Source organism: [Muricauda] lutisoli (nom. illeg.) (genome assembly GCF_017313105.1).
GTDB lineage: Bacteria > Bacteroidota > Bacteroidia > Flavobacteriales > Flavobacteriaceae > Flagellimonas > Flagellimonas lutisoli.
This window is the reverse complement of record NZ_JAFLND010000001.1, coordinates 658040-676481: the sequence shown is the minus strand read 5'-3', so window position 1 is coordinate 676481 and position 18442 is coordinate 658040. Positions and strand designations below refer to the sequence as shown.

Here is an 18442-nt window from a genome sequence, read left to right as displayed (position 1 = left end):
TGGGGATACAAACAAAAACCTCCGATGGAATATTTTAGAACTATTGACATATCAACAACAGAACAAAAAATACATGAGTATTTAACCTTGAGCAACTTGGATAAATTCAGTTCTGAAATCTTCAACTTGGAGGACCCACATGAAAATGAGGCGCAAATTGGCGGGATTTGGGGAGAATTCACTTTGATTCGCAACAAAATAAAAGGAGGGTGCCGTTTTGCCCTACTGGAATGCCCCAATGCACTATGTTGGACCATTACCACGGGATATCCCCCCGACCCTGAATCCATTGTCGTTCATTTGACCATCAATCGTACAGAGAAAGATAATGAGTTCATTGAGGAAATAATTGAATTTTTAGATGATATGTGCCAAAATCTGAAACTACTTTTTTCATAGGAAAAGATGGTTTAGAGCTAAGCATTCTTTTTTCTCTGCCATTTGAAATAATTTAGGAGTATCTGCATTAAAAATCAGAAAACCCATTTTACAGTTGTAAAATGGGCTTTCATTTTGGGTAAATCAATAGCCAAGACAGTAGGTAAAACTATTGATCTGGGACTTAATTCCAGCCACCACCCAAGGCGCGGTACATATTTACTTGGGCCAACAGCTGGTCTTTTTTGGTCTCTACCAATTCCATTCGGGATTCCAATGCCTCTCGCTGCGCCAAAAGCACCTCAATATATTCCACCCTTGCGGATTGGAACAAACGGGTGGACAGGTCTATGGATTCCGTTAAGGCCTGGACCTGACCATCTTTCAATTCATAGCTCTTTTTCAGGTTATCGATGTTGGACAACTGGTTGGCCACCTCGATATATGCATTCAAAATAGCCTTTTCATATTCATAAACCGCTTGCAATTGTCTGTCGGTAGCATTCTTGTACTGAGCCTTGATAGCATTTCTGTTAATCAAGGGAGCTACCATATCACCAATGGCCGAATACAAAACGGATTCCGGTGTAGTGGTAAGGTATTTGGTATCGAATGCTTCAAGCCCCAAACCTGCTTTAATGGTAAACTGCGGATAAAAACTGGCCTTAGCTGCCTTAGTGTCCAATTTTGCCGCTGCCAATTCAAACTCCGCACTACGCACATCGGGGCGGTTTTGCAACAACTGCGAAGGTATTCCTGCATATATCGCATCAATGGACCTGTCGATAAAATTATCGGATGCCCTTTGGATATGCTGCGGTGAGCGACCGATCAAAAAATTCAATCGGTTTTCCATCTCTACAATTTGCTGTTGGATCTCATATTTATGGCTCTGGTTTTTCATTACCTCTGCCTGAAAACGTTTAACGGCCAACTCCGTGGCACGAGCAGCTTGCTTTTGGAGTTTTACCATCCGTAAGGCGTTCTGCTGAATCTCCAGGTTTTGATCAATAATGGCCATTTGGTTATCCAAGGCCATCAGTTCGTAATATGAATCAGCGATTTCCGCTACAAGATTGGTCACCATAAAGTTCTTGCCCTCAACGCTGGACAAATATTCATAAACAGCTGCTTTTTTCTCGTTACGCAACTTTTTCCAGACATCGAGCTCCCAAGTGGCGAAGGCCCCGACCATATAATTGGTCAGGGGCTCGGGGAACTCTTCACCTTCCTTCACCTCAAGGTTTTTTTCCACGGATCCATTTCGGGTATACTCACCTACTTTTTCGACCTCAGCGCCTGCTTGTAGGTTAACAAAGGGCAAATATTCCCCTTTTTTGGCCTGGATTCTATTTTTGGCCATATCCACTTGCTGCAACATAATGTTGAGCTCCTGGTTTTTCACTAGGGCCGAATCGATCAATGCAATTAAATTAGGATCCTTAAAGAATTCTCTCCATTCCACAAGTCCCGTATTAATGGTGTCGGTGGATTGGTTTTGATAATTCTCGGGGACAGAAACGTTCTCGTCCCTTATCTCACGGGTGGGCACACAGGAATAAAGGGCCACCATCGCAATCATTCCGATTAATAGTGATTTTCTATGCTTCATCTTGGTTGCCTTTTTTATTCTTCTTTCCATTTTTTGGGGTCGTTATTTTTTTCAAACGTTTATTCATCAAACGAAGACGGGCGCGCAACTTGAACACGGTGTCGTTTTGTCTAAAAAACTCTTCCGAAATCGGTTCATCATGCTCATCCTTGATAAGGCTCTTGCCATCGGCCATTTTGGCGAACACATAATAAAGGCCCGGTATCAACAATACTCCGAATATGGTACCTATAAGCATACCGCCCAAGGCAGAACCTCCAATGGTACGGTTACCTATCGCACCTGCCCCAGTGGCCACAACCAATGGGATCAGACCAGCTATAAAGGCAAACGAAGTCATTAAAATAGGTCTAAAACGTTGCTTGGAACCTTCGATGGCAGCTTCGAGAATGGTTGAGCCCTGTCGGTGTTTTTGAACGGCGAACTCAACGATCAATACCGCATTCTTACCCAAAAGACCCACCAACATGATCATACCGATTTGAGCATATACATCATTGGAAAGTCCCATGAGCTTTAATAAAAAGAAGGACCCGAAAACCCCCACCGGAAGAGACAGGATCACCGCCAAAGGCAGCAAGAAGCTCTCATATTGGGCAGCCAACACCAAATAGACGAAAATCAATACCACAATAAAAATGTATATAGATTCATTTCCGCGCTGGGCTTCATCAAAAGAAAGGCCTTCCCAAGCAATATCGTACCCTCTGGGCAACGTCTGTTCAGCCACTTCTTTTATGGCGTCAATGGCATCACCACTGGTATATCCTTTGGCAGGTAATCCCCTTATGGCCGCAGAGTTGTAAAGGTTGTATCGAGTGACCTCGTTTGGACCAAGCCTTTTTTCCATGGACATGAACGCAGAATAAGGAACCATCTCCCCTTCTTCATTTTTCACAAAGAGTTTTTCCAGGTCGGATGGCATACCACGATACTCCGGTGCAGCTTGGGTATATACTTTAAAGAATCGTCCAAAACGGATAAAACCCTGTTCGTACGTACTACCTATTAAAATATTGAGGTTTTCCATGGCTTTTCCTATGGAAACACCTTTCTGCATGGCCGCTTTATTATTGATTTTCAACTCGTACTGAGGGTAATTTGCGGCGTAAAAGGTAAATAGGCCGGCCAACTCCTTACGTTCACGCAAGGCATCCATGAAATCGTTATTGATTCTTTCAAATTCATGGTAATCCGTACTATTGGTCTTATCCAATAAGCGCATGGCAAAACCACCCGATGAACCAAAACCGGGAACCGCTGGCGGTTCGAAGTACTCGATGATGGCTCCTAGGTCCTTGGTCTCCTCTTCCAGTTCTTCCATAATCTCATGAACGGAATGTTCCCGTTGCGACCAGGGTTTTAAGTTGATGAGACAGGTACCTGCGTTGGAACCACGGCCTTCGGTCATGATCTCGTATCCAGCCAAAGAAGAAACGGACTCCACACCTTCGGTCTCCTCACAAATGGCCTGAAGTTTTCTGGCCACCTCGTTAGTTCGTTCCAAAGTTGCTCCTGGAGGCGTCTGGATGATGGCATAAATCATCCCTTGGTCCTCATTGGGAATAAATCCTGCCGGCAGCACTTGGTTGGTAAAGAAAATACCTGCACAAAATGCCAACAATAATCCAAATGTTACCACTCTTCGGTTAACGATCTTGTTCAATACACCTACATATCTTCCGGTAAGTTTCTCGAACCTACCGTTAAACCAATCGATAAATCGATTTACCGGTGACTTTCTTCGTGGTTTTCCATGTGTGTTCTTCAACATCATGGCGCATAGCACCGGGGTCAAAGTAAGAGCCACTATAGCGGAAATAACGATGGACCCGGCCATGGTTATGGAAAACTGTCGGTAAAATACCCCAACAGGTCCGGTCATGAACGAAATAGGTATGAACACTGAGGTCATCACCAACGTAATCGCAATAATTGCCCCACCTATTTCACCCAATACTTCATAAGATGCCTTATAAGGGGTAAGGTTTTCCTCTTCCATTTTTACGTGGACCGCCTCTACCACTACAATAGCGTTGTCCACCACAATACCAATGGCCAATACCAAGGCAAAAAGTGTAATCAAATTGATGGAGAGTCCGAAAAGTTGCATTACAAAGAATGCACCGATCAGCGAAACGGGAACCGCAATGATGGGGATTAAGGTCGATCGCCAATCCCCCAAGAAAAGGAATACCACAATGGCCACCAAGATAAAAGCATCTCGCAGGGTATGCAGTACTTGGTCTATTGATGCATCCAAGAAGTTGGATACATCATAACTGATCTTGTAATCTATTCCAGGAGGCATTTCTGCTTCCAGTTCGGTCAATTTTTCTTTTACCGATTTGATGACATCACTCCCGTTACTACCAAAGGTCTGTTTTAATACTATGGATGCCGATGGTTTTCCATCCAAATTGGAATAGATATCAAAAAATTCACTTCCGAGTTCCACATCGGCCACATCGCCAAGTTTCAGGATTTCCCCGTCTTCATTGGCTTTAATGATAATGTCTTTGTACTGCTGAGGTTCGTTGTACCTGTTCTGATACACCAGAACATATTCCAATGATTGTGCCTTTTTACCGGAGCTTCTTCCCAAACGCCCGGGCCTGGCCAAGATGCTCTGTTCGTCCATGGCCTCCAATACGTCTTCAGCAGAAACGTTATAAGCACGCATTCTGTCCGGCTTGAGCCAAACCCGCATGGCAAACTTCCGGCTACCCAGAATTTTGGCACTGGCGATACCGTTTATCCGCTGAATTTCGGGAATCATTTTGGTGTATGCGTAATTGTACAGGAACTTTTCGTCATTGTTCTTGGCATCACTGTACAGGTTTACATACATCAACATACTGGGCTGTACCGGGGTTATGACAACCCCTTCCCGCTGCACCAGCTCGGGCAATAAGGGCATTACCTGATCCACCCGTGTCTTTACCCGTACCACGGCCTGGTTGGGATCGGTACCCGGTTCAAAAATTACACGTAAAGTGCCTTCACCAGCACTGGTTGCATCGGAAGCTATATACCGCATCCCCTGTACCCCATTAATGGAGGTCTCCAATGGAATTAAAGTTGAGTTCACCAACACATCGGCACTTGCCCCTGGGTAGGCGATAAAAATATTTACCGTGGTAGGTGCGATCTGAGGGAACTGCGAAATGGGCAGTTGTTTTATGGCCAACATTCCCGTAAAAACTATTATGACCGAAATCACAATGGCCAATACAGGTCTGTGTATAAATTTTTTAAACATAATAACTAAGAATTATGGGGTTGTTACTCAGTGTACAACTCAAGATTGGACAGTATAGATTCCGGGTTCTCAAAATCGTAATGGATTTTTTCACCGTTTTTAACCATACGGATACCCTCCAAAAGCACCTTGTCGTTTAACGAGAGTCCTTTTTCTACCACAAACAGATGTGGCAATTCAGCACCTACTTCAATTTCGCGCTGCTGTACCGTATCGTTCTCATCAATAACAAACACGTATTTTTTGTCCAACACCTCAAAAGTTGCCTTTTGCGGTATAAGCATGGCCTTGTCCAACGGAACTTTCATTAAAATGCTTCCTGTTTCCCCATGTCTTAAAATGCCATCAGGATTGGAGAAGGTCGCCCTAAAGGCTATATTCCCAGTTTCGTGGTTGAATTCACCTTCAATGGTTTCAACAATACCGGGTTGATCGAACTTTTTATTATTGGCCATTAAAAGCTCCACTTCTTGCTTTTCATTCTTTTTGGAGCTGGTAATATAATCGAGGTATTCGGCCTCCGGCACATTAAAATAGACCCACATTTTGGAGTTGTCGGAAAGTGTGGTCAACAGTTCTCCTTCATCCAAAAGGCTTCCTTCCCTTGCTTCCAAATGGTCCATTATCCCATCAAATGGAGCACGGATATCCGTAAACCCTAAATGGGTCTCTGCCAAACTAACTTCCGCTTTGGCCCTATCGTACTCAGCTTTGGCCATGGCAAGTTCATTGGCAGACACTACATTGCCATCAGCCAACAGTTTTGTGTTTTTATATTCTATTTCGGCCACTTCGGCTTCCGCTTTTGCTTTTTGAAGGTCGGCCTGGTAAACATTGGGCATAATATGGAACATCTGCTGCCCCTTGTTTACATGTTGCCCCTCATCCACATAAATATGTTGCAAGTACCCTTTTTCCAGGGCTCTTAGCTCAATGTGTCTAATGGAATGGATTTGACATACATAGTCCTTGGTAATTGAAGTATCCTTTTGAATTGGACTTGACACGAGGTATTTGGTTTCTTCCTTGTTTTCGTGTTCCTTGGATTCGCAACTTGCATAGCATAATACTACAAGCAAGCCGATGAAGATGGAAAATCTCCTCATAGTTTTACTTTTTAAAAATGGTTTGAATTGATCAAGGGAAGTCCGAATCCACATAAAGGGACCTGCCCTTGGTTATTGATTTTTACCCAAAGGGTTGCAGATAGTTGCAAAGGGACTATTGCCTCTTCGCAAAAAGGAAAATTCTAAATTCGGAATACCTGAAACCTAACATGCTTCTTTATGGGAGAAGACAATTTTGGATGGGAAAGCCCAAAATTTGAGTTAGATTCCAAAAAGAGTTGCCTCCAAGAGGCAGTACATAAACCGGCGGTAAAAGTGCAGCCATGTTCTATTGAAAAACTGTGTGAAGCCAATTCTTCCTCACGTTCTTCCTGCTCTTCAACATCAATTTCGGCACAGTGCCTTTTCTCCAATCCCGATTGGAGCGTGTTGAAAATCGCTGAAGAATGTTGATCATCTAAATTTTGAAGATAGCAGGCATCGTTCGCAACAGAAGTTTCTTGCGAATCTGCATACAAATTGATGAATCCTCCCAACAATAAGATCAGGAAAGGAAACAGATATTTTGAAAAAGCCTTCTTCATTTCGGGGAACAAAACTATATCACCCAAATTTCTCCAACAAATCGAAGTTGTTAATTATGGTTAAATTTTATTTATCGGCTATTTTTCTTGACGAAAATTTTGTAAACACGACGAAAAATTTGATTTACCATAAATTGAAAAATCATGAAATGATGGATTTTACCTTGGAAAAGTAACATCAAATAGAAAATTGAATCGTCAGATACACCTGAACCCGTTTAAATTTTATCTTCGTGATACCTGAAAAACAATAATTTCGCTATGAAAATTCGTTTTTTCATTATTTTTTTGGCATGCCTTGTTTCCATAACAGGATGTAAAGAGAATAAAAAGGAAGATACCGCCTTGGGAATGAATACCTTCCAAACCGTGTCCATTGACGGGTATTACATGATTGATGTACCAAGATTCATGACAGGGACTACAGGTTTGAACGAAGAAGCCTCTTTACAGTTCCAAAGTCTGATCAAAGAAGCCTACCTCTTGGTAATTGATGAGCCCAAAGCTGGTTTTGAAGAAGTATATCGCGACTTGGGACAGTATGATGATGAACTGTCCATAATTCAGAACTACAGGGTCGCAAGACTACAATTACTATCCCGTGGTGCCACAATCAATACTAAATCCCAACCAGAAACTTTAACAATAAACGGTTTGGATGCTGAAACCATGGAATTGGATGCCTATATTGATGGCGTACCCAACGAAATCTCTTATTTTCTGACCTTTATAGAAGGGGGTGACAGGGTATATATGGTGATGGGCTGGACCTTGAAAAACAAAAAAACAGAACATAAAAAAACCTTTAAAACGATTGCCGAATCTTTTCAATTGATTGATTAGAAAATCGCTTTAAAGGTCTGTATGCTATTGATGCAGCCTACTTGCTCAAGTACATCTTTCTTCTGGCGTACAAGTTGTAGAACTCATCATCTTTTAAGCTATCAATGAACAGAATGCTCTCGCCAGTACTCTTCATTTCTGGTCCCAGGTTTTTGTTTACGTTAGGGAACTTGTTGAAAGAGAACACTGGCTGTTTGATGGCGTATCCATCCAAATGTGGATTAAAATCAAAATCCTTGATTTTTTTATCGCCCAACATTACTTTGGTGGCGTAGTTTACATAAGGTTCTTTGTATGCTTTAGCAATAAATGGAACCGTACGAGACGCCCTAGGATTGGCCTCGATAATGTAAACGATGTCATCCTTGACCGCAAACTGAATGTTGATCAAACCTACGGTATTTAGTGCCAAGGCAATCTTTTTGGTGTGATCCTTTATCTGCTGCAATACAAATTCACCTAAGTTAAATGGTGGCAGGGTCGCATTGGAGTCACCGGAGTGGATTCCACAAGGCTCGATATGCTCCATGATCCCGATAATGTACACATCCTCACCATCGCAAATGGCATCCGCCTCAGCTTCAATGGCTCCATCCAAGTAGTGATCCAAAAGCAACTTGTTGTTCGGAATCTTACGGAGCAAATCCACGACATGGGCTTCCAACTCTTCTTTGTTGATCACAATTTTCATTCCTTGTCCACCCAATACATAAGATGGTCTTACCAACAATGGAAATTTCAGTTCTTCCGCCAAATCCAAAGCTTCATCAGCAGTTTCTGCCACTCCAAATTTTGGATAAGGTATATTATTGTCTTTCAACAAAGTGGAGAAACTACCCCTATCCTCGGCCAAATCAAGTGATTGAAAGCTAGTTCCAATAATATTTATTCCGTATTTATCCAGTTTTTCGGCCAACTTTAATGCAGTCTGTCCTCCCAACTGGACTATAACTCCCTCTGGTTTTTCGTGAAGGATAATGTCGTAAATATGCTCCCAGAATACGGGCTCAAAATAAAGTTTGTCCGCTGTATCAAAATCCGTGGAAACGGTTTCCGGGTTACAGTTGATCATAATGGTTTCGTAACCGCACTCGGCCGCAGCCAAAACTCCGTGTACACAGCAGTAATCAAACTCGATTCCCTGCCCTATTCTGTTAGGACCAGAGCCCAATACCACAACTTTTTTCTTATCCGTAACCACACTATCGTTGGCGACATAGCGTTCACCATCTGGCGTCTCTATTTCTTCTTCAAAAGTGGAATAGTAGTAGGGAGTCACCGCTTTAAATTCGGCGGCACACGTATCAACCAACTTGTACACTCGGTTGATGTTCAAATCCATACGCTTGCTATGTACCTCGCTCTCCCAACAATCCAACATGTGGGCGATCTGTCTGTCGGCAAAACCTTTTTGTTTGGCTTCCAACAACAATGCTTTTGGCAAACTTTCTATGGTGTATTTTGATATTTCCATCTCCAAGAAGTGCAATTCCTCGTATTGTTTTAGGAACCACATATCTATCTTGGTGATTTCGTGGATACGTTTTAATGGAATTCCAAGCTGAATGGCATCGTAGATGACGAATACCCGATCCCAACTTGGTACTTTTAATTTCTCTATAATGGTCTCATATTCCTTGTACCCCTTACCATCGGCACCCAGTCCATTTCGTTTGATCTCGAGGGATTGTGTGGCTTTGTGCAAGGCCTCTTGGAACGATCTTCCGATACCCATTACTTCTCCAACGGACTTCATTTGAAGACCAAGGGTTCTGTCGGAACCTTCGAATTTATCAAAGTTCCAACGTGGTATTTTTACGATGACGTAATCCAAAGTAGGCTCAAACAAGGCTGATGTGGACTTGGTAATCTGGTTGTCCAACTCGTCCAAGGTATAACCAATCGCCAATTTGGCCGCTATTTTTGCAATCGGATATCCAGTAGCTTTGGAAGCCAAAGCAGAGGATCGGGAAACCCTTGGGTTGATCTCGATAGCGATAATATCCTCTTTTTCGTCCGGACTTACGGCAAACTGTACATTACATCCTCCTGCGAAGTCCCCTATACTGCGCATCATATGGATGGCCATATCCCTCATTCTTTGGAACGTCCTGTCGGACAAGGTCATTGCCGGTGCAACGGTGATGGAATCCCCTGTGTGGATTCCCATTGGATCCATATTCTCTATGGTACAAATAATCACCACATTATCGTTCTTGTCACGTAGCAGCTCCAGCTCATACTCCTTCCAGCCCATCAAGGCCTTGTCGATCATTACCTCGTGGATGGGAGAAACCTCCAAACCGTGGCTCAACATATCATCGAACTCTGAAGGGTCATGTACAATGGCCGCTCCTGCCCCACCGAGTGTAAAGGAAGCCCTGATCACCAATGGAAACCCAAACTCCTGGGCAATTTCCTTTCCTTTTAAGAAAGATGTCGCAGAAGCCTGTGGCGGCATTCCTATTCCGATTTTGAGCATCAATTCCCTGAACTTCTCACGGTCTTCGGTAATGTTGATGGCATCGATGTCCACCCCTATGATCTCCACTCCAAAATCTTCCCAGATACCCTTGTCATCGGCTTCGATACAAAGGTTCAATGCTGTTTGTCCGCCCATGGTTGGCAATACTGCATCAATATTTGGGTGTTTTTGTAGTATTTCGATGATCGACTTAGTTGTCAAAGGTTTTAGATAAACATGGTCTGCCATGGCAGGGTCCGTCATAATAGTAGCGGGGTTACTGTTTATCAAAACGGTTTCGATACCATCTTCCCGGAGGGAGCGAAGCGCTTGGGAACCAGAATAATCGAACTCACATGCCTGACCGATGATGATCGGACCAGAACCAATAATCAAAATGGAATTTAAATCTTTTCTTTTGGGCATTTTCTATAGGGGTTTCTCGGTTATCTCCTTATATGTCAAAAAAAAGGTGTTACTGGAAAAGTAACACCTTTAATTTAAATAATAAATACTATCATTATTTTTTATGTCTTGGCTCAGAGGAAACAGTTAATCTTTTTCTTCCTTTGGCTCTTCTTCTCGCAAGAACTTTTCTACCATTGGCAGTCGCCATGCGCTCCCTAAAACCATGCTTGTTTCTTCTCTTCCTTTTGGATGGTTGATACGTTCTTTTCATTTCCGAACTGTTTTATGGATTTTGTTGATGGGAAATTAATCTTCCCTAAAAAATTCTGGGCGCAAATATACGAAGACTTTTTACTTTGGCAAGCCCAAACTTAAAATATTTAATTAACTTTTTAGTACTTTTGCCAGCGCTTAACATAAGGTAAAAATCACTAAACAATATGTTCAATAAAAATATCAAGCTCGTCATTGCCGTTCTTATCATTGCTTATGCTGTGTACCAATTTGTGGAAGGCAACATTGGTAACGGGATCGCATTGATCTTGCTCTCCCTTGTTTTCATTTTTCTTTACTTTAGGAATGAGTTTATCCTTTTGGCCTTTCTTAAAATGAGAAAGCAGGATTTGGAAGGGGTGCAGGCTTGGCTTGATAAAATAAAGAACCCTGAGTCCGCTTTGATCAAAAAACAAGTGGGATACTACAACTACTTACACGGTATCATCTACTCACAAAAAAACCTCACCCAGGCGGAAAAATACTTTAAAAAGGCCTTGAAATTTGGTTTGACCATGGATTATGATGTGGCCATGGCCAAATTGAGTTTAGCGGGCATCGCCATGCAAAAGCGCAGAAAACGTGAGGCGACCCAATTGTTGAAGGAGGCCAAGAAGCTGGACAAAAACAACATGCTTACCGATCAGATCAAGATGATGCAGCAGCAGATGAAGAAGATTTAGGAACCTGCTTCCACTTTAAACCATTCTTACATTAAGTAATTGGGCAAAATGATTGTTGCCACGGGTTGGAACAATATTGGTCTGCTCCATTTTGTGCTTGATTTTACCAAAATATTTATCGAACTTCACTTATAGATCATTGACTATAAGAGCATTCTATTCCAAAAAGTTATGTTACACTATGACCAATCTAAGTGTCATGATAAAATTCTTTCGAAAAATCAGGCGTCAATTACTTTCTGAAAACAAAATCAGGAAATATTTGCTATATGCCGTAGGTGAAATAATCCTTGTGGTGATTGGAATTTTGATTGCACTGCAAATCAACAATTGGAATACTGAGAGAAAAAACGAAGAGATTAAAAAATCCTATTATGTTCAAATATTACAAGATCTTGAGAAAGACGAGATTTTAATGAACCAAGGAAATGTTTTGATCGATTCATTTTTTGTCCGCTTGGCAGCTTATCAGAAAAACTTTAGGGAAAATCAACTTTCCTTTTGGGACGCAGCAACAGAAATCGGCAAGGTGTTTTCCACGGAAAATGCACATGGTTGGAATTTTGAGACCAACACCAACACCATTACGACTTTGATAAATACAGGTGACATAAAATTAATTCCAACAGAAATAAGAAATAAAATCCTTGATTTTAAATACAAGCAGTCTGGATTAATTGATTATACCAAATCACAGAACATTATCATTTCGAATGCTAGCATGATTACCCAAAAACTTTACGGAGGCTCCGACATGCCTACTCGTATTGGTAATCAGCCTAAAATCGTCGCATATTTTAGTGATGACAAGATTGCGCTCAAAAGTTTACTTGAATTGGAAGCATTGCTCTATGAGCAATCACAGCTCCTTAAAAACGGTATGGACCGAAACAAAGAACTGATTCAAGATATACAAGCTCTTAAGACAGCGTTACATGAAGAATTAGAAAAATAGTCAATGCGATTGACACTTTGATTATCCCAAATAGCTTGTGAAAAACAAAAAAGCTTCTTTATTTTTTCATTAAGAATATTATATACCCCCAATAGGTCCTATAAACACATCATATAAGCCGTAATGGCATCTTTTTCCTCTTTGGTCAAACCCAACTCGAGGACGATGTTGAAAAACTCGGTGGCATCGTCCAAAGTTGGCAATCTATCGTCATGAAGATAAGGTGGCGAATCTTTAATACCTCTCAAAGGAAAAGTTTTAATCGGTCCTTCTGGCCGACCTTTATAAAAACGCTCAACCTTCAAATCATGCATATAATCATCAACAAAAGCGGGACCATAATGGCATTGGACACATTTAGCCTTTCCACGGAACAATTCTTGCCCCAATAGTTCCTGTTTGGTGGATTTTTCAGGAATCAAGTTCCCCATACCATCTAGTTTAGGAGCTGGCGGAAAATCGAGGATAGAATTAAAATCCCCCATACGATTGGTAACTTCTCGCTTTTGACTGCGTGGACCAATATGCTGTTGCATACCTGGATCACCATCAAAATATTCCTCAACCTCTGCAAAGTGATCCATACTGCGAATAGATCGTTTAGACGACAACTGCATTAAATTGTAATTTCCGCGCATGGTCGGGGTCCCCACTCGTAACCTTGCCAAGTTCGGACGACTGTCCGGACCTAGTTCGAAAGCACCATTGGTATGTCCGTTCACGTGACACGAGAAACAGGATACTCCGGCACTGGGAGCCTCAGTTACCCTATGTGTTGTATGGTTGAACCATGTGGTTGGAGATGGACGCAACAATTCCTTTAATCCCTCCATTTGTTCTGGAGTGAGAAGACCATTGAAAATCTCATAATAATTGGCTATGGTTATCTCCCTGCCTTTGGTAACATCGCCCAACTCCCGGTGTGTTGTCAAAAACATAGGGGGCGGAAACTCAGGAAGGTATTCCACTGGGAAGTCATGATCCATATCGATTCTTACATGCTCTGGATGCGCCTCGTTCCAATTGTCCGGAAACACCATGTGGGCGGTTGATGCCAATGGATGAGCCAAAGGTTTAAAAGGGAACAAATCCCTCTCCCTGATCTCATATGCCGTAAGTTCGGACAATTCTTCAAAGGACTTGACTCCCTTAGGTAATCTGGTAATTGGCCCTTTCATGATCGGATTTCTTCCACCCGACATGAATTTACCTTCATGTACCTTACCGTTGAAATCGTAACGTGAGTCCATGTATTCCCTCACATCTGCCATAAGTTCCGGCTTCTGCTTTTTGTTAAAGGCCAACCATTCTTCCCACGACATGCGCAAATCAGGAGTTGTGAACGATGTTTTTCCCTTTCCTCCGTACCGCCAAAGATCAAATGGGGTACGCTCTCCTTTTTTTACATCAGGAAATGGCAATAGTGAATCAACATGACTTGGACCTAGTTCATAATCCGGTTCTACATAATCCGAAATCACCACTCCGGGGGATTGTAGCAAGTGCAACTGGTTATTTACTACCTGAAAACCAACCAAAAGCAGCCCTGCAACAAGACAAATGGCAATAATTCTTTTCTTCATAATTTTTGTTCCCTAAAATTTCAAGTGCCTAAGTATACTAATTTTCTTAAAAAAATCATAAAATCACTCACGGCAGTTTTAACTCAAAGAACTTTTATGCGATTATGATAAATTTTTTACGTCTATTCCCCTGAATTCTTAATAGGGCAATAACCATTGCTCTGTCTCATTCACTAAAAATCATTGAATTCATGTTTAGCTTATCGTTGTATAACTACATTTGTGGACTATTATATCTTATGCAACATATTTATGTACTATCCGCTATGCCTTAATGGCGTCAACATCCACCCCCTATTTGGTAATTTCCTAAAAGGAGCACCTTATATCTTTGACTTTTCATCCAATAACCCAAAAACACTGGAATACAACCTTTTCGATTTTGCAGAGTTCAACGATATGGTTTTTGATGAGTTGGATGACTCATCCCATCAATGGGGCATTGGCAGATACTTGGAAGAACGCAAAAGCCTCCTAAGGGCCTACCCCAACATTATTGAAGAACAACGGTATTATCACCTCGGCCTGGATATTATAGTACCGTACGATACTCCCATGTTTTCACCTTTGGACGCCGAAGTCTATAAAACGGGCAAAGAAACTATGGTCGGCAATTACGGCGGATACATTATCCTAAAACATAGTGTCAACGGAGTGGTCTTCTTTTCTTTATACGGACACCTGAAAACGCCCCTTCAGGTAAATTCCGGTGACAAGATCAAGGCTGGCCAAAAGTTTGCGCACATCGGACAAGAAAGTGATAGCGGTGGTTGGTTTTGTCACGTGCATTTACAAATTCTCACCCAACAAGCTATTGATGAAGGTTATGTCGACTGGGGATACATTTCTCCGGCATTACTGCCAAAGGTGGAAACATATTTTCCTTCGCCTTACTTTCTGTTCAAATACTAAAAGAAGGTTACCTAAGATCCTATTTCCCCGTACTGGCCCTATCGGATAACACCCTATGTTTTGATAACTGGGGCGCAACCATTTAGTGGTATAAATTCATACAAAGTATAATTCCGTCAATTGATATAGGTCATTCGTCAATTCATTATGCCGCTCTATGGCCAAACCCATTAGCTTCACTGTTATCCAAATTTAATTCAATCATGCTAAACAGAAATTTAGTGAAAGTTCTATCCAAGGTCTACAGGTATGAGAATTCCGAGTATGATTTTGATAAAAAAGTTGACGTATATCAAATCCCCGACAGCCTATCAAATGAACAAAAAGAACTCCTGAAAGCCAGTAATTTTGAACTCAACCGAGTAAGAGAGCATAATCATGATAACGTTATAAAAGAACTAAAAGGCATTGTAGAGAATGCCCATCTGGAATATATTGTTTCCAATATGTTCATCAAAGCTATAGGGTCAGGTTTTAACAGGGGCATACAATCTATTTTCAGTTATTATTTTGCCCAAAACATGCCTCTTCATGATTTTGATCTATTGACCAGAAAAGGATATCGAACCGAAAATACCTGCAAGATCTGTGGTATAAATAAAAAGATGTGGCATAATGACAGTGAAAATCTATATGATCTATATATCGGATATTGTAGGTTTGGTGGTTATGCCGAGATGCTTTTAGACCTGAAAGAAGTATTGACTTTTAAAAATATTACAGCTACCGATAACGAAAAAAGTGTTTTTTTAAAAGTTATTGAAATTATTGAAAACGCTCCGAATGATGAAACACCTTCCAAATTGATAAAGCGTTTAGCTAAAGAAAAATGTCTGCCGGGAAGCAACAATACTTCCCGTGTTTGGATTGTGAAATGCCTCGCCGAATTAGGCATACTCAAAAATCGATACGATGCCAATTATAGTATTATGAATCCATTTATCCATTATGAACAAAAGTTGGAATGGGAGTTGGATATTCACAAAAACTCTCCGTCAAGAGCAGAAGTGGAATTTCCGATTTCTGCATGGAGGGGAAAACTAGGTGTCAACAGAGATTATGTAGAAAAAATTATGGCTAATGCCAAAACTAGATAAAACGATGTAAAAATAGACCATACCTTACACGACCCATTGTTTATAATACAAATCTTCAAGGTTAAAACAGTGTAGCTGAGCTGGCTTCAACAGGAAGAAGCTTCCAATATCGAGGCAACACCACATTGAAGCAGATATGTTACCTCCCCAATTTACAGAAACCTACCTACTTCCCCGTACTACCTACCCGATAATATCCTTTGTTCGGGATTTCGATGGTGTATTTTTTACGGGAAGCATTGTTCAAATGTGGTTCGCGCAACCAAGGGTTATGGCGCTTCAAAACTTTGTAGTTGATTTCATAGAGCGCTGCAAAATCGGCCCAATTGGTAACGGCGGTATCCACTTCAACGGTAAAGGTGGGCACTTTTTTGTACATGTCATCCTCTTCCAACTGGAAACCATATTTGTCGCGGTTGGATAGAATTTCTTTTATCGCCAGAATACGGAACACATAGCGCCCTGTCTCCTGCCCCAAAAGCAAATCGTAATAATCATCCACTTGCTGAATGTCCATGTATTTTTGAATTCCCGCCGGACCTGCATTGTAAGCGGCAGCGGTCAATGTCCAGCTACCAAAACGTTCTTTCCACTTGTTCAGGTAATCGCAGGCTACTTGGGTGGCTTTTTCCACGTGGTAACGTTCATCCACGTTGTCGTTCACTTCAAGGCCATATTCCCTTCCTGTTCCTCGCATAATCTGCCAAAAACCAGTGGCACCAGCTGGCGACACCACATTTTGAAGACCACTCTCTGCAACGGCCAAGTATTTAAAATCATCCGGAATACCGTTCTTTTTAAGAATGGGTTCAATGATCGGGAAGTATTTGTTGGCCCTCTTCATTAACAAAAGGGCATTGGACTGCCAATAGGTGTTCACCAAAAACTCACGGTCTACACGCTCCATGATCTCTGGGTCTTCTTGCGGAACAGCTTCCTCAGCAAAATTCAGGTCCTCTGGTATCTCTATAGCACTAATCTGATAGGTATCCGCTACATTCTTGTCCGTTGTTTCAGATTCAGACCCATTTACAGTAGGTTGTTCCTCTTCATTCGACTGCACGGCAAAAATTAACGTGCTCACTACGGCTATCAATCCAATGAAAGCCAATATGTTTTTTAAGTGTTTCATGTCTTCCCAATTAATATTCTAATGTAAAGATACTATTATATAGACGAAATTATTTCAAAATAATTGTGGGCAGGTGCTCATTGAACCATCGGGCGCGATGAATGATCATGGTATGGGTCCCATTTTTTACAGGGATGCAATCTTTAATGTTAGCTATCGGGAAAACAGCGTCACGTTCTCCTTGAATGTGCACGATATGCTCTTCTGGAACTTCCTGGTCCCAATTCACAATCTGGTCTATGGACCAATCAATATAATATTTATCACGAATGGATAAATATTTTTCATACAAGTGCAAGCGCTTGGTAACCGTTTCGCCAAAGGCGTATTTGGCCAACAGTTCCACATTGTTCACCAAGCCTGTGGGCAATAATTTATGGACTTTGGTATACTTGGCAAAAATCATTCTTTTGGGCAGCTCATGCTTGCTTTTTACAGATGATACCACAATGACCTTGCGGGTAGGTATAATTTTGGCCATCTCTTGCACCAACATGCCTCCAAAAGAAACGCCCAACAAAACAGGATTGGGTTCTTCAATCTTTTCGCACATTTTCTCGGCATAATCGGAAATACTCATTCCTTTTTCTGGCACAAACCAGTCCAAGGTGTGAGCAACAAACTGACTAGATGGAAGTTTAATCCCTTCAAAAATTGAAGAGTTGGCAGCCATTCCTGGCATCAGGTACACATGGGTTTTATTATCGGTCATATTGTACCAAATATCGATAAGGACTAGGAAATTAGCAATATTTTGACTAATTTTGTATCCCTTTTGCAGCCAACCCCGCCTAATGGATACATTTTTTATAAATAGGGGATTTAGATATGCCTTTTTTCAAGGTGTTTCTGCGAGTCATTAAAAAAACAAGTACTGTATGACAACAATTGAAATCACTGACAATAGTTTCTTACGTCAATTTGAAACTAAGGTCAATGGGCATTTAGCCAAAATTGAGTACTCTTCACAAGAGCGTAAAGTATTTTTGACCAAACTGGTTATTCCGGAAGAAATCACAGAAGAGGGCTTTAAAGAGGATTTTATTAAAGCTGTTTTAAATGAAATCCAAGAGAACAACCTTAGAGTTGTACCGACAAGTCCACAAATTGCAGGTTTTTTGAGAAAAAATAGGCAATACAAGGAAATGTTACCAGTTGGTATCCGTATCTGATCTAATCGATTATCGGT

The 18442-nt window shown here is 41.4% G+C and carries 16 protein-coding genes; 7 read left to right on the top strand and 9 right to left on the bottom strand.

From position 1 onward, the window contains the following. The first annotated feature begins 24 nt into the window (after positions 1 to 24). Complete coding sequence (locus tag J0X13_RS03185; protein ID WP_207070013.1) at positions 25 to 399, top strand: hypothetical protein; 375 nt, start codon at positions 25 to 27, stop codon at positions 397 to 399. A gap of 163 nt (positions 400 to 562) precedes the next feature. On the opposite strand, the gene J0X13_RS03180 is transcribed toward J0X13_RS03185, so the two are convergent. From J0X13_RS03180 to J0X13_RS03165, 4 genes are all read right to left on the bottom strand, one after another. Next, positions 563 to 2020, bottom strand: coding sequence for a TolC family protein (locus tag J0X13_RS03180; RefSeq protein ID WP_207070012.1), 1458 nt, complete (start codon positions 2018 to 2020; stop codon positions 563 to 565). Continuing rightward, on the bottom strand, positions 1980 to 5252 hold the full coding sequence (locus J0X13_RS03175; RefSeq protein ID WP_207070011.1) for an efflux RND transporter permease subunit: 3273 nt from the start codon (positions 5250 to 5252) through the stop codon (positions 1980 to 1982). Before J0X13_RS03175 ends, J0X13_RS03180 begins: the two co-directional genes overlap by 41 nt. Before the next feature lie 23 nt (positions 5253 to 5275). Further along, positions 5276 to 6358, bottom strand: coding sequence for an efflux RND transporter periplasmic adaptor subunit (locus J0X13_RS03170; protein ID WP_207070010.1), 1083 nt, complete (start codon positions 6356 to 6358; stop codon positions 5276 to 5278). A gap of 143 nt (positions 6359 to 6501) precedes the next feature. After that, positions 6502 to 6903: a hypothetical protein gene (locus tag J0X13_RS03165; RefSeq protein ID WP_207070009.1), complete on the bottom strand. Its 402-nt coding sequence runs from the start codon at positions 6901 to 6903 to the stop codon at positions 6502 to 6504. Positions 6904 to 7164: 261 nt separating this feature from the next. Between J0X13_RS03165 and J0X13_RS03160 the strand changes: the two genes are divergently transcribed. Next, positions 7165 to 7746 carry a hypothetical protein gene (locus tag J0X13_RS03160; protein WP_207070008.1) on the top strand — a complete coding sequence of 194 codons (582 nt, stop codon included), beginning with the start codon at positions 7165 to 7167 and terminating at the stop codon, positions 7744 to 7746. 37 nt (positions 7747 to 7783) lie between these two features. Here the strand turns inward: J0X13_RS03160 and carB are convergent, their stop codons facing one another. After that, positions 7784 to 10636, bottom strand: coding sequence for a carbamoyl-phosphate synthase large subunit (gene carB, locus J0X13_RS03155; protein ID WP_207070007.1), 2853 nt, complete (start codon positions 10634 to 10636; stop codon positions 7784 to 7786). A 94-nt stretch (positions 10637 to 10730) separates the two neighbouring features. Beyond that, positions 10731 to 10889, bottom strand: a complete 159-nt coding sequence (gene rpmH / locus J0X13_RS03150; protein ID WP_072882462.1) for a 50S ribosomal protein L34 — start codon at positions 10887 to 10889, stop codon at positions 10731 to 10733. Positions 10890 to 11058: 169 nt separating this feature from the next. Here rpmH and J0X13_RS03145 point away from each other — a divergent pair, with 169 nt between their 5' ends. After that, positions 11059 to 11574 carry a DUF2892 domain-containing protein gene (locus J0X13_RS03145; RefSeq protein WP_207070006.1) on the top strand — a complete coding sequence of 172 codons (516 nt, stop codon included), beginning with the start codon at positions 11059 to 11061 and terminating at the stop codon, positions 11572 to 11574. Between the two features lie 199 nt (positions 11575 to 11773). Continuing rightward, positions 11774 to 12529: a DUF6090 family protein gene (locus J0X13_RS03140; RefSeq protein WP_207070834.1), complete on the top strand. Its 756-nt coding sequence runs from the start codon at positions 11774 to 11776 to the stop codon at positions 12527 to 12529. A gap of 98 nt (positions 12530 to 12627) precedes the next feature. Here the strand turns inward: J0X13_RS03140 and J0X13_RS03135 are convergent, their stop codons facing one another. Then, positions 12628 to 14112, bottom strand: coding sequence for a cytochrome C (locus tag J0X13_RS03135; protein ID WP_207070005.1), 1485 nt, complete (start codon positions 14110 to 14112; stop codon positions 12628 to 12630). A gap of 222 nt (positions 14113 to 14334) precedes the next feature. On the opposite strand from J0X13_RS03135, the gene J0X13_RS15600 reads away from it, so the two are divergent. Both J0X13_RS15600 and J0X13_RS03125 read left to right on the top strand, forming a co-directional pair. After that, positions 14335 to 15024, top strand: coding sequence for a peptidoglycan DD-metalloendopeptidase family protein (locus tag J0X13_RS15600; RefSeq protein ID WP_207070004.1), 690 nt, complete (start codon positions 14335 to 14337; stop codon positions 15022 to 15024). A 203-nt stretch (positions 15025 to 15227) separates the two neighbouring features. Beyond that, a complete protein-coding gene (locus J0X13_RS03125; RefSeq protein WP_207070003.1) occupies positions 15228 to 16121 on the top strand; it encodes a hypothetical protein in 894 nt (297 codons plus the stop codon). 166 nt (positions 16122 to 16287) lie between these two features. Here J0X13_RS03125 and J0X13_RS03120 read toward each other — a convergent pair whose 3' ends face one another. Next, a complete protein-coding gene (locus J0X13_RS03120) occupies positions 16288 to 17253 on the bottom strand; it encodes a lytic transglycosylase domain-containing protein (RefSeq protein WP_207070002.1) in 966 nt (321 codons plus the stop codon). Positions 17254 to 17302: 49 nt separating this feature from the next. Then, on the bottom strand, positions 17303 to 17965 hold the full coding sequence (locus J0X13_RS03115) for an alpha/beta fold hydrolase (protein ID WP_207070001.1): 663 nt from the start codon (positions 17963 to 17965) through the stop codon (positions 17303 to 17305). Between the two features lie 166 nt (positions 17966 to 18131). Here J0X13_RS03115 and J0X13_RS03110 point away from each other — a divergent pair, with 166 nt between their 5' ends. Continuing rightward, entirely contained in the window at positions 18132 to 18425 is a 294-nt protein-coding gene (locus J0X13_RS03110) for a GNAT family N-acetyltransferase (protein ID WP_207070000.1), read from the top strand. Positions 18426 to 18442: the final 17 nt, after the last annotated feature.